Origin of the sequence: Microcoleus sp. Pol7_B2 (assembly GCF_036701035.1) — a bacterium.
Taxonomy (GTDB): domain Bacteria; phylum Cyanobacteriota; class Cyanobacteriia; order Cyanobacteriales; family Microcoleaceae; genus Microcoleus.
Map to the genome: position 1 here is coordinate 1 of NZ_JAUBQB010000017.1, position 16,742 is coordinate 16,742.

Annotated in this window: 15 protein-coding genes; 12 read left to right on the top strand and 3 right to left on the bottom strand. The window is 44.2% G+C overall.

Going from position 1 to position 16,742, the window contains the following annotated elements; all coding sequences use genetic code 11:
- Window positions 1–86: 86 nt before the first annotated feature.
- Genes QUA57_RS09325 through QUA57_RS09345 form a run of 5 tightly spaced genes read left to right on the top strand, consistent with a single transcriptional unit; the run spans window position 87 to window position 5,216 of the window.
- Window positions 87–521, top strand: a complete 435-nt coding sequence (locus QUA57_RS09325; protein ID WP_333060494.1) for an endonuclease/exonuclease/phosphatase family protein — start codon at window positions 87–89, stop codon at window positions 519–521.
- 51 nt (window positions 522–572) lie between these two features.
- The gene (locus tag QUA57_RS09330) at window positions 573–2,543 is read left to right on the top strand and encodes a DEAD/DEAH box helicase family protein (protein ID WP_333060495.1); all 1,971 of its coding nucleotides are present in this window, start codon (window positions 573–575) and stop codon (window positions 2,541–2,543) included.
- Window positions 2,544–2,545: 2 nt separating this feature from the next.
- A complete protein-coding gene (locus tag QUA57_RS09335; RefSeq protein WP_333060496.1) occupies window positions 2,546–2,764 on the top strand; it encodes a hypothetical protein in 219 nt (72 codons plus the stop codon).
- Window positions 2,761–4,740: a hypothetical protein gene (locus QUA57_RS09340; protein WP_333060497.1), complete on the top strand. Its 1,980-nt coding sequence runs from the start codon at window positions 2,761–2,763 to the stop codon at window positions 4,738–4,740. Before QUA57_RS09335 ends, QUA57_RS09340 begins: the two co-directional genes overlap by 4 nt.
- Before the next feature lie 2 nt (window positions 4,741–4,742).
- Window positions 4,743–5,216 carry a hypothetical protein gene (locus tag QUA57_RS09345; RefSeq protein WP_333060498.1) on the top strand — a complete coding sequence of 158 codons (474 nt, stop codon included), beginning with the start codon at window positions 4,743–4,745 and terminating at the stop codon, window positions 5,214–5,216.
- A 62-nt stretch (window positions 5,217–5,278) separates the two neighbouring features.
- On the opposite strand, the gene QUA57_RS09350 is transcribed toward QUA57_RS09345, so the two are convergent.
- Window positions 5,279–6,871, bottom strand: a complete 1,593-nt coding sequence (locus QUA57_RS09350) for a DGQHR domain-containing protein (protein ID WP_333060499.1) — start codon at window positions 6,869–6,871, stop codon at window positions 5,279–5,281.
- Between the two features lie 249 nt (window positions 6,872–7,120).
- Between QUA57_RS09350 and dndB the strand changes: the two genes are divergently transcribed.
- Window positions 7,121–8,254 (top strand): DNA sulfur modification protein DndB, encoded by a 1,134-nt coding sequence (gene dndB / locus QUA57_RS09355; protein WP_333060500.1) that lies wholly within the window; start codon window positions 7,121–7,123, stop codon window positions 8,252–8,254.
- A gap of 1 nt (window position 8,255) precedes the next feature.
- Here dndB and QUA57_RS09360 read toward each other — a convergent pair whose 3' ends face one another.
- On the bottom strand, window positions 8,256–8,867 hold the full coding sequence (locus QUA57_RS09360; protein ID WP_333060501.1) for a hypothetical protein: 612 nt from the start codon (window positions 8,865–8,867) through the stop codon (window positions 8,256–8,258).
- A 232-nt stretch (window positions 8,868–9,099) separates the two neighbouring features.
- Here QUA57_RS09360 and QUA57_RS09365 point away from each other — a divergent pair, with 232 nt between their 5' ends.
- The 5 genes from QUA57_RS09365 (at window position 9,100) to dndE (ending at window position 14,912) form a co-directional block, all read left to right on the top strand.
- Window positions 9,100–10,068, top strand: a complete 969-nt coding sequence (locus tag QUA57_RS09365; protein WP_333060502.1) for an HNH endonuclease — start codon at window positions 9,100–9,102, stop codon at window positions 10,066–10,068.
- Between the two features lie 22 nt (window positions 10,069–10,090).
- Window positions 10,091–11,809, top strand: coding sequence for a DNA phosphorothioation system sulfurtransferase DndC (gene dndC / locus QUA57_RS09370; RefSeq protein WP_333060503.1), 1,719 nt, complete (start codon window positions 10,091–10,093; stop codon window positions 11,807–11,809).
- A 122-nt stretch (window positions 11,810–11,931) separates the two neighbouring features.
- Window positions 11,932–13,929, top strand: a complete 1,998-nt coding sequence (gene dndD, locus QUA57_RS09375; RefSeq protein WP_333060504.1) for a DNA sulfur modification protein DndD — start codon at window positions 11,932–11,934, stop codon at window positions 13,927–13,929.
- Between the two features lie 110 nt (window positions 13,930–14,039).
- Window positions 14,040–14,429, top strand: coding sequence for a GxxExxY protein (locus QUA57_RS09380; RefSeq protein ID WP_333060505.1), 390 nt, complete (start codon window positions 14,040–14,042; stop codon window positions 14,427–14,429).
- 81 nt (window positions 14,430–14,510) lie between these two features.
- Window positions 14,511–14,912 carry a DNA sulfur modification protein DndE gene (gene dndE / locus QUA57_RS09385; RefSeq protein WP_015179042.1) on the top strand — a complete coding sequence of 134 codons (402 nt, stop codon included), beginning with the start codon at window positions 14,511–14,513 and terminating at the stop codon, window positions 14,910–14,912.
- Between the two features lie 62 nt (window positions 14,913–14,974).
- Here the strand turns inward: dndE and thiD are convergent, their stop codons facing one another.
- On the bottom strand, window positions 14,975–15,784 hold the full coding sequence (gene thiD / locus QUA57_RS09390) for a bifunctional hydroxymethylpyrimidine kinase/phosphomethylpyrimidine kinase (protein WP_333060506.1): 810 nt from the start codon (window positions 15,782–15,784) through the stop codon (window positions 14,975–14,977).
- A gap of 153 nt (window positions 15,785–15,937) precedes the next feature.
- Here thiD and QUA57_RS09395 point away from each other — a divergent pair, with 153 nt between their 5' ends.
- Window positions 15,938–16,702 carry an MBL fold metallo-hydrolase gene (locus tag QUA57_RS09395; RefSeq protein WP_333060507.1) on the top strand — a complete coding sequence of 255 codons (765 nt, stop codon included), beginning with the start codon at window positions 15,938–15,940 and terminating at the stop codon, window positions 16,700–16,702.
- The last annotated feature ends 40 nt before the right edge of the window (window positions 16,703–16,742 follow it).

Sequence of the window (16,742 nt, forward strand, 5' to 3'; positions counted from 1 at the left end):
ATGCACGCTAACTTACTCTCCATTTTTGGAAACAATACCTAATTTACCAGGGTTTGAGCCTTAACTGAACCGTATTGATTTATAATATGCAAGCTACCGGGCCGTGGTTGAAACTCTCTAAAAAATGGCGTTTTTTCAAAATTCCAGTTTACAAATATGACAAACGTTCGCCTGAAATTCAAGACTTACTGCAGCGAGTTGAGCGAGAAACTCTGCCAGTAATTGTCGCAGGCGATTTTAATATGACAGACGAAACCCAAGATTATGACAGGGTGCAGAAAGTCATGCAAGATTCTTTCCGAAAATCTGGATTTGGGTTTGGTTTTACCTGGCCTCGCGGTTGGGAACTTAAATTCTTGGTAAAAATGTCGAATTGGAGATTAAATTATCCCGTTTTCCGGATTGATTATATTTGGTATTCCAAGCATTGGGGTGCTAAATCGAGTTCGGTTTTGGAGGCAACCGAGTCCGATCATTTGCCTGTAGGAGCAGAACTTATTTTATTGACAGCGGCTAGATAACGAGAATTAGTTTATACTAGAAAAATTAGCGGGGATTTGGAGGGTGCGGCGTTGAGCTTGAGAGATTTAGCGATTCAAGATGAGTACCGGAGCGATCGCTGCGATCTAATCCAAGAATTTTACATTCCTTGTTTGGAAAAAGCTACAGTCTACAAGCGAGCCGTTGGTTTTTTCTCCAGCACTTCGATGGCAGCCGCCGCCAAAGGACTGACAGCATTGATTCGAGTGGGGGGCAAGATGCAGCTCGTGGCTTCTCCACATTTGTCCCCAGAAGATGCGGAGGCGATCCTGCAAGGAATGCGACAAAAAGAAGAAGTTATTGTCAGTGCTGTTCTGCGAGAATTAGATAAAGAATTTGAGGGAATTGTTCGAGATCGCTGGGCTTGTTTGGCTTGGTTATTGAGTCAAAACATCCTCGAAATAAAACTAGCTGTTACTAAAGAGATTCGCCGCCAGGGAATTTATCACGAAAAATTAGGGATATTTGCCGATACCGAAAACAATATCGTTGCTTTCACGGGTTCTGCCAACGAAAGCTCAACTGCTTTAATTGATAATTTTGAATGCGTTGATGTCTTTTGTTCTTGGCATCCGGGAGTTAGAGAACGGGCCTTAACAAAAGCCGAAAATTTTCAGAAATTGTGGAAAAACGAGACGCCGAATGTGGAGGTAATGGAGTTTCCCGAAGCGGCGGCGCGATCGCTCTTGCGGCTGTGTCCCGATCGACCTCCCGCACTGGAACCCGGATTGCCATACAAACCTAAATTTTCGGTCTCTGAAGATAAGACAAATTACCAAGTGAACTCCTCAAAAAGAAATGATTTGTGGGGACATCAAACACTAGCCGTTCAAGCTTTCTTGCAGCATCGCTGCGGCATTCTGGAAATGGCAACAGGAACCGGAAAAACGCGCACTGCTTTGAATATTTTGCAGGAATTAACTACAGCACAAGCGATTGAATCTGCCATAATTACTACAATTGGAACCGATTTACTCAACCAATGGGTTAAACAGTTGTACAGCGTGGCTAGCAATTTAAACCCCCAGTTTCGCGTCCTTCAGCATTATGGGGATTATTGCCAAAAAGATGAGTACGATCTAGACCCCAAAAATAGCGTGTTGGTAGTGTCGCGAAACGCACTGCGCAACGTGCTGCGATCGCTCAACAACCCCACCAGAAAACGGTTGCTCATAATTCACGATGAAGTTCACGGCTTGGGAAGTCCCGCCAATATTGAAGACTTAGACGGACTATCTGACGGGATTGCTTATCGACTGGGCCTCAGTGCAACTCCAGAGCGAGAATACGATCGCGAAGGAACAGAATTTATTGAAAAAAATGTCGGTGCTGTCATTTACCAGTTTACTTTAGAGGATGCGATTCGGAGCGGAGTTTTATGTGAATTTGATTACTATCCAATTGAGTATGAATTATCGGAAGAAGACCGACAGCGCATCAAGAATGTCTACAGCAGAAAAGCAGCTCGAAAATCAGAAGGTAAACCCATGTCTAATGAGGAGTTTTGGACGGCTTTAGCAAGAGTTTATAAAACTTCTCGCTCCAAAGTGCCTTATTTTGAAAGGTTTCTCTTGGATCGTCCAGAAATTTTAGACAGATGTATTGTGTTTGTAGAAGACCGCCAATACGGCGAATTAGTCTTGTCTCACATTCACCGTTACCGATACGATTATCATACCTATTATGCAGAAGATGACACTAAAAACTTGGTTGATTTCGCTCAAGGTAAAATTTCTTGTTTAGTAACCTGCCATCGCATTTCTCAAGGAATTGATATTCAGTCTCTCCGTTCAGTGGTTTTATTTTCATCAGCGCGGTCTAAATTAGAAACAGTTCAGAGAATGGGGCGCTGTTTGCGGCGCGATCCAACTAACCCCAATAAACGAGCTGTAGTTGTTGACTTTGTTCGAGTTCAGGATGAAAATACAGAGGAGTTAAATACTGATCAATTGCGCAAACAGTGGCTAACCAGTTTATCTAAAATTAGAGCCGAGGCTGATTAACGATGGCAATAGACAAAAAAATTTACGAGGCCGTTTATGAAGCGGTTAACAACCACAATCAACCGCCAAAAGTGGCTGAGAGAATGATGCTATGGCTGGCGCATCTATCAGAAGGAAGTGCTACTTTGTCAAATCCAGATGACATTAAAGCTTGCATGGCAACAATATTAGATGCCATTAAAGTAGACGGCGGTCAAGATGAAGAGGAGGAATTAGAATGAGCCGACAATTTACGCTTTTAGGATGGTCGGCTTCTGGTTTAAGATGCCCCGACCATGAGGTGAATCTTTGCCTTCCTGACAATCATCTTTTACCCTATCCAGTAACATTAGTGCAGATGCCTAACGGTACTGGTAAAACAACTACATTAACGATGCTGCGTGCTGCACTATCCGGCTCTGCAAAAGAGTGGAATACCGAAAAAATCCGCGAACTTCGACGCAGCGGCGAATCGGCAAAATCCGGTCAGTTTGTTGTCAAAATAGCTGTGAATAACAACCCGCTGACGTTTGAGCTGAATCTCAATTTCGATCGCGGTAAAGTTGAATACAGAACCAGCTACGGAACTGGAATTAGGGAGGGGTTTTTTCCGCCTCCAATGCTGATGAAATTTCTCAATCCAGAATTTGTTAACCTGTTTGTTTTTGACGGCGAACTAGCTAGTAATTTACTAGATTCCAAACAGACACGAGCTCGCAGTGCAATTGATTCTCTCTTTCAACTATCTTTGTTGGAGCAAGTGGCTAAGGCGTTTCATGAAAATTGGGAAAAACACGCGGAATCGGCTACAGCTAAATCTACTCAAGGTTTGAGTCGCCGCCGAAATAGATTAAAAGGATTGCAAGAAAAGCGAAAAAGAATTAAGCTCGAAAAAGAAAAACTTCAGCTTCACAAATCGCGACTTAACTTAGAAATACAGTCAGCAGAAACAGACTATGAAACCGCCTTCAGCAAGGATAAAAATATCGGCTCTCAGTTGCAAAAAATCAAAGTAGATTTAGAGAATAAAGAGAAAATTATTGCTATAGAGGTTGCAAAGGCGATCGATAAAATGCGAAGCCCCGAAAGACTGCTTCCTAAGTTTGGAGAAGCCCTCAAGGACTTAAAAGCGAATTTAGATCGGCTGAAATTACCAACTTCGACTTCAAAAGAGTTTTTTGAGGAGTTAGCGCAAGCTGAAGAATGCGTGTGCGGTCGCAGAATGAATGAGGTGACTCGCTCTGCGGTGCGCGATCGCGCTAAAAACTATCTAGCCGACGATGAAGTCGGGGTTTTAAATAGCATTAAATCAGATATTGCCATTCATTGCAGCGACGAACCCGAAGTTCCATATCAAGAACTTCAGGAACAGTTAGCAAACTTAGGAAATCAAATTGCCGATCGAGACTACCTCAAAACAAGAATGAGCGCGATCGAACAAACACGTTTTGCACAAGGCGACTCGGAACTAGAGGAGAAAAAGCAATATCTCGAAAATCTCAAAGAAGAACTTCGCAGTTGTACGGAACGTTTGAAAGAAATTGAGCGATCGCCCCACACCAAACCTAGCGAAGATACAGACTCCCTCAAAGAATTAGATAAACTCATTGAAAAAGCAGAATATGAAGTCGCTGAAGCCACCGAAACCTTAAACCTCAAATCCAAAACAGAAATTGCTAGGCGCATTCTTGCCGAAGCGCGTCTGCAAGCAAGAGAATACCTGCGAAAGTTGATTCTTGAAGAAACCAACCAGCGCATCGCGCAACTGCTATCGAGAGATCCAGTTTTTTTAGAAGACATTCAAGACTCACTGCAACTGCGGGGACAAGGCGGTGCGAGTGTCGGTCAAACCTTATCTGTTAGCTATGCTTTTCTAGCGACTCTTTTTAACCGCAGCGAGCACCAATTGCCCTTTATTGTTGATAGTCCGGCCGGTGCCCTCGATCTCAAAGTCCGTCCCGAAGTAGCGGGCCTCATTCCCTCTTTGTCCGCTCAGTTTGTCGCCTTTACTATCTCCAGCGAACGCCAAAGTTTTGTTAATGTTTTGCATCGGGAGGCCAACCAGCCAGTGCAGTATCTCACTATTTTTCGGAAAACCTCTAGAATGAATGCGCTTTTGCAGAATGTACCGCGCGATCGCATCAAAGAAACTGTTGATGGAGTCATGGTGAACGGAAATGACTTTTTTGAACGGTTCGATCTCGATGAGGAGTTGTAAACATGGACTTTCAATTGCGTAAAGATGCTCGCAGGTGGTTTAAGGATATATCCACCCATTATCCAATTTTGTTTGACTTCTACTATCTTTGTTTGATGGCCGGTTTCGCTTCGGGACGCAGAAATACTCAAATGACTTCTGAAGAAGTAGATTCTTTAGTAGAAAACTTTCCGGGTGACTTCCGCGATCGCGGGCGGCGGTTAGTCGGACTTTTAATTCATGCCGATCTAGCTTATTTAGGAATAGATTTAGATGAGCGAGATGCTGTTTACCGCCGAGTCGCAGAGTTAGTCGATCCTAACTCGCCTTCCGATTTGTCTAATGAAGGCATTAAGATAATGAATCAATACGCTCACGGCGGTTTTGATGTTCTGTGCGAAAATTTTAGCGATCGCCCCACATCAATTGAAACATTCGTTAGAAAATACGCTCGCTGCCTCAGCGATTTACAAACCGCAGATGCAGGGCGATCGTGAAAAAACATCTGCCTGCATCGTGGCACGGGCGTCCCGCCTGTAGTTCCGAAGCGGTGACCAAATCAAGTCAGCACCGGCGGCAATCCTACCTCTTGCGGCTGCACAAATCGGCCGTTAAAACTAATAGCTTTATCCTCAAAAGTCCTCGCTTCCGCCACCGCTTGCCGCAAATGAGCTCGCTCCATATCGTCCTGAATTCCCCCCACCAAATATACAATTAACTTCGTCGCTAAATCTTTTCCAGAAACTAGCATTCGCTTTTTGTTCGGATCGTACAAAATCCCGTACCAGGCAGACTCAGGATTGTCCATGTGGCTAAATCCTTCATCGACATCGAATCTGCGGAGTTTGTCGAAAATAGATTTCAGGGAAAGTTTCTTCCTAAATACTAGAATTCCCAAAGCATTAGCTAAAGCAATTTGACCGACTGGACGGAACAAAATATTTCCCTCGCCCGGTGGCTTTTCAAAACTAAATCGGCGCAATTCTGCAGTTTCTTCGCCGCTTTCAATTCTTTGATAGCTGGGCAAAGTTGCTAAATGATCGAACAATTTTTTAAACTCTTCAATGCCCTCTTTTAGTTCTTCATCTTCGGGACGCATGGGAATTAAACCTTTTCGTTCCGGCTTCCAATGAGGGAATTTGTATTCTAAATACCGTTCGGACATATCTTGCAGCGCTTGCAATGTGGTTAAGACAGTTGATTTTGCTGCGACTGTGGCGCTGTCCCAATTGACGCGGGGGTTTCTGTCATCTTGTTCTTTTAATAAGGGATGGGTGACGGCAATTTTTCGGGCTGCGATCGCAAATCCGTTATCCTCGTTCAATAATGCTAGCTGTCCCTGACTCAGCGTTACCGCCATTAGGTTAACGTGCACAAAGATCGATCGCACGCGCCGTTGTGCTTGCTGTCGCGTTTCCCCCGCTACCGCCGCCGGGATAAACTCAATTCCGATTTTTTCGTGAGCTAATTTATACACTGTTTCGGGGTCGATTTGATACTCTTCTGCTAAATCTTCCAGAGTAATTGCAGCGCCGACAGGTTTTTTATTTTTGTTGTATCTTTGCAGGATTCCGGTTTTAATTAAACTCATTAAACCTTGAACTCCCATCAGCCGATGCTGGCCGTCTAAGGCAAAAATTGAGACTTCTTTAGAAACATTCAAAAGCCCTAAGTTCTCGTTTTTATCAAAGGATGTAAATTCAGTTGCGGATTTGGTTGCTACGCCATTTTTATCCCATTCCTCGGCTAGAGGATTATCTACCCACGGGGGACTGACGACTACTAAAACTGCGGGGAATTTGTGCGATTTTCGGGCGGCTAAGTATTGAGTGAGGGTGGCTTGGCGCGACCAATCTAAGGGACGCTGGATAATTTCGTCAATGGTTTCGTCGTCGCGGACGATGTTGTTGGTTTGGAGGTCGAATTTTTGGCGGAAAAGTGGCATTTGGGAGGCGAAACGGACGCGAGAGTCTAACCATTCTAGGGTGACTGAACCGATGTATGCTTCGCTGTTTCCCATCTGGGTTTTTTGGACGAAAATGCGATCGTCCTTTCCTAAATAATTATCTAATAAAAGTGCGATTTCCTGTCTGTCGCTATTTTCTTTTTCTAAAATTTTGCTAGCGAGGTCATCCGCTGGGTTGGTAGTCATTGGCGGTTTTTATATAAGTATGCTATTTTTTTTAAAATATCATCGGTTAAATTCTCTGTCAAGTATTGTTTTTTAAAAAGTTTTGTGAAATACTTGAGTTGTCGGGGAACTGTGTCCAGACTTATTACCATATTTATTGCACGATGTCAAGGATTTATTTATTTAAACCGCAGATGAACGCAGATAGACGCAGATAAGAGTTATTCATCTGCAGAAAGTTGGCGTGTATCTGCGGTTTCACAAAAAAATATGTCTATTCCTTCTTTTGAATACATTTTGCCGGTCATCCGGGGAATTCAAGCGGGCCGCGAATATTACGTGTCGATGTGTCCGGTGCGTTTTTTGCCGAAATTGTTTCCCTTTGAATCTGAAGAGTTGCCGCCGTCTATGCGGGCGAAACGCGCGCTTAACAAAGCTAGGATTCCCGAAATTGCTGATTATTTTGTTAAGAATCCTACAAATTATACTTGTGGGGCTATTGCTGCTTCGATTGATGCGGATATTACTTTTGAAGCAGTGGGAAATGAGGCGGAGGAAAGGAAAATCGGTCGCTTGCGGGTGCCGATGGATGCTAAGTTTACTATTAATGACGGACAGCATCGGCGCGCGGCTTTTGAGATGGCTTTGAGGGAAAATCCGCAGTTGGGATATGAGACGGTGGCGCTGATTTTGTTTCTCGATATTGGGTTGGAAAAATCGCAGCAGATGTTTGCTGATTTGAATAATTTTCAGGTTCCTTTGGAGGCGTCGCTAAGTGTACTTTACAACCACCGGGACGATCGCGCTTTTGTGGTGAAGGCTGTTGTTAAGCAGGTTGAGGTTTTCCGGTGTTTGACTGAGATGGAGAGGGGGAGTTTGAACGGGCGATCGCACAAATTGTTTGCGCTGAGTGCGATCGATCGTGCTATTATGGCTTTGCTATCTAATATTCACGGCAGCGAACAGGCAAAACCCTCTGGTTCTCGCACCAAAAAAGAACAGAAAGAGGAAGAACTCGCTCAAAAAATACAACTGGCGGTTAGTTATTGGAATGCAGTTAGCAATTTTATTCCTGATTGGCAATTAGTTCTGCACAAGCAAGTGGCGGCGGGGGAAATGCGCCGGGATTGCGTGCACTGTCACAGTGTTGTGCTTGAGAGTTTGGGGGAAGTTGGGGCGGCTTTGCGATCGGTTTTTCCTGAGAGTTGGGAGGAACGTTTGAGCCTTTTGCAGCAGGTTGATTGGTCGATTTCTAATCCTGATTGGGAGGGTGGGATTTTGTTGAAAGGGGGGATTTCTAAGTCGAGGGCGAGTGTTAGTTGGATGACTGATTATTTGAAAAAGCGGTTGGGTTTGGGAACAGCAGATGCAGCCCAGCAGCGCCCAAATGCCACCAAAAACTAGGCTAATTAAAATAGCGTCTGAATGGTTCTGCAAGAATGCCCAATATTTGGTCTAGCTGAGTAATAAAATATTCAGTCAAATCAATTTTTAACAACTGATTTTCTAGAATTAGGAATTTCCAGTTTGTACCAGTTGAAACTGCTCCATAAATTGCGGATTGTTCTTGTCCTTTGCGGGCCTTAAATATTTGAGCTGCTGCCATCTGAGCCGCACACTGTCCCAACCCTATTCTAATATCGTTGTCTTTTGCTTCCACCAATGTCAAGACTGGGGCTGTAACTAATGATTGATTGCTCGATGCGCTGAGGAGAAAGTCACAAGCCCCGGTTAATCCTTTGCTCTCTTCTACGTTAAATGTGTTGCCGGAAAAATAGCCGATTTTGTTGTTGAAAGTGCGCCGTATTTCGAGTAAAATGGGAGTGATGATTAATTCCGAGCGAGCTTTTTCTGTGCTGATACTTGAGGCTAAGTCTAAGGTTTCGTCTAGGGTTTGTGTGAGGCGTTCTGAAGGTGCGATCGGGGTGATTTGGCTGAATAAGTGGGGAATGTCTTCAACGGTTAGATCCAGGGTTGAGACGGCTTGGTCGATGCTTTTGAAGTCGCTGTAGGACATATTTGATTTGGGGTGGGAGATATGATTTTTTTAACCGCAGATGCACGCGGATGAACGCGGATAGTGATATCATTATCACCAGTTTAGGCTAGAAAATTACTTTTAAGTCTGATGACACTGCTTAAATTGTCTAGTTTCTGCGTTATGGTTGTGCCTTGCGGCGCTTAACTTTTTGTTGAAAAGAGTGTAAAATTTTAGGTCGGATTGTATTTAATCATAGCGGGAGGAGGAAATGACTACAGGAGAAGAGTCCGAAAATAAGAATTTAGCATACTATCGACAACGTTTTGCCGCTCTTAATGTAAGTAATACACGCCAACGTGGTAAAGCTAATCATAAGCCAATATTACTATTATCAATCATCGATCTAATTGCTCAAGGAATAATTAGAGATAATCAAATTTATGTTTCAGACGACTTGATTAAAACATTTAACAAATATTGGGATATCTTAGGTTCTGAATCTCACAATCGTGGTTTGTACTATCCATTTTGGCATTTGGAAGGCGATGGTTTCTGGCATAAAACATTAAAATCTGGATTTAATGGTTCAAAGCCTAAAACAACTAACAAGCTAAGAGAAGCTGTAGAATACGCTAGTTGGGATAATGAATTATTCGATTTACTTCAAGACCAAAATTCTAGATCGGAATTAATAGATACACTGATTGCGACATGGTTTTCATTAAAGATGGACGATCTTGGAGATATTTTGCAAGTTAATCAAGACTTTGAAAAAGTTAGTGAGACAGAAAGAGAACTATCAGAATCAGCCGGATTTTCGGACGGACAACCAAAATTTTATTTAACCAAATCTGCTGTTAGAAATGCTTTTTTCAGGAAAGCAGTAGTACATACCTATGATTACAAGTGTGCATTTTGTCGATTGAAAGTCATGAGAAATATAACTCAAAATATTGTAGATGGCTCACACATTAAGCCGTTTTCAAAGTTTTATGATAATCAAATTAATAATGGGATATCATTGTGTAAAAATCATCATTGGGCTTTTGACCAGGGTTGGTTTGCTATAGATGATAATTACAGAATTATCGTCGCTGATGACTTAGAAGAGGAATCCCCCAATGCCAGATGTATGAAAGATTTTCATAGTGAAACTATTCTCCTGCCGGCTTCAGACCAAGATTTACCAAGACTTGAATCGCTAGAATGGCATCGGCTGAATGTATTTAGAGCTTAATTAAGTAACTGAGGTTAAAGACATGACAGAAACAATGAAAATACCACTCTTTCCCCCCCGTAGTGTTAGTGAGTTAGTGGCAGAAATCGAAAAATTAAGTAAAGAAATTAAAGAGTTATATTGTTTAGATGATATACCTTGGGTTTTAGGATATTCCGGCGGAAAAGACAGCACTGCGGTAGTGCAGCTTATCTGGTATGCAATAGCAGAATTACCACCTGAAAAAAGGACGAAAAAAATTTATGTAATTACCACAGATACACTGGTAGAGAACCCGATAGTTTCTACTTGGGTACGTCAGTCATTAAAACAGATGAAGTCTGCGGCTATAAAGCAGCAGCTCCCAATAGAGCCTCATATGCTTTATCCAGATGTCAAAGATACTTTCTGGGTAAACTTGATGGGAAAAGGCTACCCAGCACCCAGACATGGATTTCGCTGGTGTACTGAACGCCTGAAAATCCTTCCTTCTAATCGGTTTGTTCGTGATATGGTGAGAATCAATGGAGAAGTGATTCTGATATTGGGTACTCGCAAAGCTGAAAGCATTAAACGCGCTGTTTCAATGGAGAAACATGAAATAGGTCGCATGAGTGACCGTCTAAATGATAAATCTAGTTCCATTAAATCTATGCTTTATCAGAGTCCTAGTCTGCCTAATTCCCTAATTTATAGTCCGATAGAAGATTGGCGAACTGATGAAGTTTGGATTTATCTGAATCAGTGGCCTAATCCTTGGGAAAATAGCAATAAAGATTTATTTACCATGTATCGAGGCGCAACAGCAGACAATGAATGTCCTTTAGTTGTCGATACGTCTACACCTAGCTGCGGCAGTTCTCGCTTTGGCTGCTGGGTTTGCACAATGGTAAGCCAAGACAAATCTATGGAGGCAATGATTCAAAACGATGAGGAAAAAGAATGGATGCAGCCTCTCCTCGATATTCGCAACGAATTAGACATAAAAGACGATCGCCCAAAAAGAGACTTCCGACGCATCTACGGTAGAGTAGAACTGTTTGAACGCAACATGGGCGACGACACAACCTCCGTCGAACCCATCCCAGGGCCCTACACCAAATTCTGGCGAGAACACTGGCTGAGACGAGTCTTGGAAGCACAAACCCAAATCCGCAAAACCGCCCCCCTAGAAATGCGCGACATCACCTTAATTACCCCAGAAGAACTGAGCGAAATCCGCCGCATTTGGCTGGAAGAAAAGCACGAATTCGACGATTCTTTACCCCGGATTTACGAAGAAGTCACGGGCGAACCTTTTGAAGATTCCCGTCCCGCCGCCGAAAGAAAACTCCTCGGTAGCGATGAATGGACTGCGATCGAAGAGATTTGCAGCGAGGATAAAATGCACCTCGAATTGATGGCAAAACTCCTGGATACAGAACGCCAATACTACACGAAACCCCGCCGTACAGGCATTTACGCCGATTTGGACAAATGCTTTGAAACCAGTTCGCGATCGAAGGAAGAAGCGATTGGCAACGCCCACTATCAACGCAATTTAAAAAAAGCGGTGGAAGATATTAAAGCAAATCCGACCGAAAACATTCAGCAATTCAAAGATGCGATAACCCAAACCAACAGTTCCGCCAAAAACGATACCGTTGATATTGCCAAACTTAAAGAAGAACTCGAAAGCAACAGCAATCAAAGCAGACAGCTATCTTGGGCAGACATCAAATATTCTACTCCCGATGTAGGAGAGAAAAATAGCCAAGATTAAATCCGTTAAATCAAAATTTCCCCTGCGTAAGGTGCGTCAGCTATCATTATTCTCGACATAATGGATAGCCCAATCGCTGACGTACCTACCAAAAAAATAAGCAACCACCGACAACATCTACAATGCAATTCCTCGAACTCGTCCTCAAAAACTTCGGCCCCTATGCAGGGACTCAAACCATCAATCTCCGCCCCGAAAAAGACGGAAATCCCTGCCCAGTTATCCTATTTGGCGGCATGAATGGCGGTGGCAAAACCACCCTCATGGACGCCATTCGCCTCGCCCTCTACGGTGGCCGAGCCCAATGTTCCACCAGAGGCAATTTAAGCTACAGCGACTTTCTCAATCAATGCGTCAACCGCCACACTCCCCCATTAGAAGATACCCGCGTCGAACTAACATTTGAACAAGTCCAAGATGACAAATTAGCTCAATTCAAAATAGTTAGATACTGGAAAAAACCAGATATCAAAGATAACTTAAGCATTCTCATATACAGCAAAATTGTCAGCGATTGGTGGTCAGACAAAGCAATTACTAACACCTGGGACGAATACATCGAAACCCTTTTGCCCGTCGGAATATCCAACCTATTTTTGTTTGACGGCGAACAAGTAAAAGAACTCGCCGAACTCGAAACACCGCCAGAGTTTGTCGTCGGAGCAATTAAATCTCTTTTAGGTTTAGAATTAGCAGAACGCCTCGCCGTCGATTTAGAAATATTAGCCGGCCGCAAGCGGAAAGAAATTGCTGGCAAAAAAGACTTGGCTGCTTTAGAGAAAATCGAACAAACTTTTAAGAAAATTAGTGAGGAAATAGACTCAGCTAAGCAAGAACAAGCCAGCTTTAAAAACGAGTTAGATAAAGCTCAAAAAAATCAGCAACAAGCATCAGAAAAGTTTATTTATGAAGGTGGAAAAATTGCCGCTGATCGCAGTCAGCTAGACAGCAAGCTAAATGACTACAGAAATAAGGCAGAAAAAACCCGTCAAGCCATGATGGAATTGGCGTCAAATACGCTACCACTCGCCCTAATTTCCCCCTTGCTAAGTGAAGCAAAAATTCAAGCAGAAACAGAAGCCAGCCAGCAGCAAGCAAAAATTGCCCAAAATGTCATCAAACAAAGAAGCGATCGCCTTCTCAACTATATCGCGGAAATCTCGTTAAATCCCCAACAGCTAGATAAAATTCAAGACTTCATCCGCCAAGAAAACCAAGAACTCGAACAGCAAGCCGCAACAGACGTTCCGCCCTGGATGAACGCCGACAACAACAGCATCCAGCAACTAGAAAACCTTCTTAGCTACCAAATCAAAGCCCAGCAAATTCTAGCCCGCGACCAAATAGAAGAAATCAAAAACATTGAATCCGAAATCGACTTCACCGACAGAGAACTCGCAGCCGCCGCTTCCCCCGAAGCCTACGAAAAACTAGAAGAAGAAGTCAGGAAAGCCCAAAAAGCAGTCGCTATCGCAGCCGCAGCCTGTGAATCAGCCAACCGCCGCGTCGATGAATTAGAGAGAGAATTAGCCAAAAACCAAAAAGAACTAGAAAGCTACAGCAGCGAATTCATCACCATCAGAAACAGCCAACACGTCATCGCCTCCATCGCCAAAGCCCAAGCCACCCTGAAACTCTTTAAAGAAAAACTCACTCTCAAAAAACTCAACAAACTCGAAATAGAAATTACCGACTGTTTCCGCTACCTGTTGCACAAAACCGACCTCGTGCACAGAGTTGCGATCGACACTCAAACATTTAGCCTCTCCATTTACGATCCAGAAGGCAAACCGGTACCCAAACACCGACTTTCAGCCGGGGAAAAACAATTGCTGGCGATCGCCTTTTTGTGGGGATTAGCCCGAGTATCCGGGAGACAATTGCCAGTGGCGATCGACACTCCCTTGGGCCGCCTCGACTCCTCCCACAGAAACAACCTAGTCGAACGCTATTTCCCCTCGGCCAGCCACCAAGTCATCCTGCTTTCTACCGACACCGAAATTAGAAAAGTAGAATACGAAAAACTCCAAGAATTAGAGGCGATCGCCCACAGCTACCTCCTCAAATACGACTCCGCCAAACACCAAACCACCGTCGAAAAAGGTTACTTCTGGGAATGAACCGCAGATGAGGGCAGATGAACACGGATGAACGCAGATTGGATTGGATGGCATGGGAATTTTTGGTATAGTTTTGGATGTGGGAGGTTTTTAACCGCAGATGAGGGCAGATGAACACGGATGAACGCAGATTGGAATTGAATGGGATTACGGAAAAAATTATTGGTTGTGCTTTTAAGGTAGGAAATACTTTAGGTTGTGGATTTTTGGAGCAAGTTTATCAGAATTCTTTGGTTTATGAACTTCGCAAAACAGGAATGCTGGTTGAACCTCAGTTTGTCATTTATGTCCATTATGAAGATATAATCGTTGGGAAATTCGTACCAGATGTGTTGGTGGAAAGATCCGTGCTTGTAGAACTCAAAGCTATCAAATCACTGGGGGAAAGAGAAATGGCACAGTGTCTAAATGTCATAAAAGCTACAAAACTAACCGTCTGCTTGCTCATCAACTTCGGCAACCCTAAAGTTGCAATTCAACGAATAGTCAATAATTTCTAAACCGCAGATACAATCTCATGATATTATCTGCGTTCATCCGTGTTCATCTGCCCTCATCGGCGGTAACAAAATTATCAACCTATGGAACCACCAGTCGATCGCATCCGCCTATCCCAAACAGGCAAAGACCAACTATCAAAACTGAAACGATCGACCAAAATCGATCAGTGGAATATTCTATGCAGGTGGGGATTTTGCCGATCGCTCGCCGAACCCAGCATCCCATCCCCAGTACCAATTCCCAGCGACAGCAACGTCGAATTAAGCTGGGATGTCTTCGGCGGCGACATGGCCGATATCTTGATAATGGCCCTCAAGCAGCGCTGTCACCAAGACAATTTAGGCACAGAAAAAGAAACTCTAGCCAAACAATTTCGCCTGCACTTGCACCGAGGGATTGGTTATTTGGCAGGCGATCCGAATATTAAGAAAATCGAAGACTTGGTGGCGATCGCTTTATCGCCTGAAAAATTAAGAAATTAAACGAACCGCGAAGACGCAAAGGACGCGAAGGAAGAAGGGAAGAGAAGGGATGATTTCACAATTTACTTCAGTAAAAGCGGGAAAAAATGACCTACTGGCCCTTGACCTTCCCCAATATCCAAAGCATATTTGAGAGCAGTAGTCACATAATCCTTAGCCAATGTCACCGCTGTAAATAAATCTTTACCTAATGCTAAATTAGCGGCGATCGCAGCGCTCAAAGTACAACCAGTCCCGTGAGTGTTGGGAGTATCAACATTTTCAGTCTTCAACACATCCACCCGCGTACCGTCAAACCAAACATCAATCCCCCGCAAATCCCCCTTCATCCCGCCACCTTTCACCAAAACCGCCTTCGCCCCCAAACTGTGAATTCTCTCCGCAGCCGATCGCATATCATCCACAGAATCAATCTCCAAACCGCTCAAAATTTGAGCTTCAAAGCGATTCGGAGTCACGACAGCCGCCATTGGAATCAAAACATCCCGCAAAAAGGCGATCGCCCCCTCATCAATCAATCGATCCCCCGATCGTGAAACCATCACCGGATCGACAACCAAATTCCCTATTGCCAAAGCTTCCACCTGTGAAGCCACAGCCCCCATAATTTCCCGGTTCAGCAGCATCCCAGTTTTCACAGCATCCACCCCAATATCCCCAACTACCGCCTCAATTTGAGCCGCCACAGCCTCCGCAGACAAAGCATCCACCCGCGTCACCCCCAAAGTATTTTGAGCCGTCACACAAGTCAAAGCACTCGTACCGTGCACACAGTGAAACGCAAAAGTCCGCAAATCCGCCTGAATTCCCGCCCCGCCGCCACTATCCGAACCCGCCACAGTCAAAGCCACAGGAATCTTAGATTTAATCATCTTTTTTGCAACCGCAGATAAACGCAAACAAACGCAGATAAATCCCATCATATCCGCGTTCATCAGCGCTCATCCGCCCTCATCTGCGGTTAAAAATTCCCCAACAAAATTAGCTATGATTAAACCAATTGTAAAGAATTATTGCAAACAACTGTGAAAATCACCCGAATAGACCTCAACTCTTGGATCTTCCACATCGCAGGCCAAACCATCCTCGTCGATCCCTGGCTGGTCGATCCCCTCGTATTTTACGGTCAACCCTGGCTGTTCACCGCCTACCACAACACCCCCGTCGCCTTCACTCCCAGCACCTTACCGCCGATCGACCTCATCCTGATTTCCCAAGGATTAGACGACCACTGCCACAGACCAACACTCGAACAGCTCGATCGCACAATTCCCGCGATCGCCTCACCCACCGCCGCCAAAGTCCTCAGCAGTTTAGGCTACACCAATACCACATCTTTAGCAAATTGGCAAGAGTTAAATCTTAAAGAAAAGTTACAAATTACTGCCGTACCCGGAGCCGAAATCCAGCCCGGACAAGAAGAAAACGGCTATTTGCTCAAAGATTTAAGCAGCGGCGAGACACTTTATTACGAACCGCACCTGCCACCATTAGAAAAAGTCAAACAGAAAATAGACACAGTAGACGTAGCCATCGCCCCAGTCATCGGTCAAATCTTCCCATTCCTCGGACAAGTCATCATCGGCCCTTCGGAAGCCCTCAGCCTCGCCCAAACACTCAAACCTCGGTTTTTCCTGCCTACAGCGGCGGGAGACATCCGAGCCACAGGCATTTTAGCAATGTTAGTGCGATCGGTTGGCAGCATCCCCGAATTTCGCGATTTGCTAGCAAAATCGGGACTTTCCACCCAACTCCTCGAACCCGAACCAGGCCAAACCCTAGAAATTTGAGATTTGAGATTTGAGATGTTAGATTTAATCCGCCATCCAA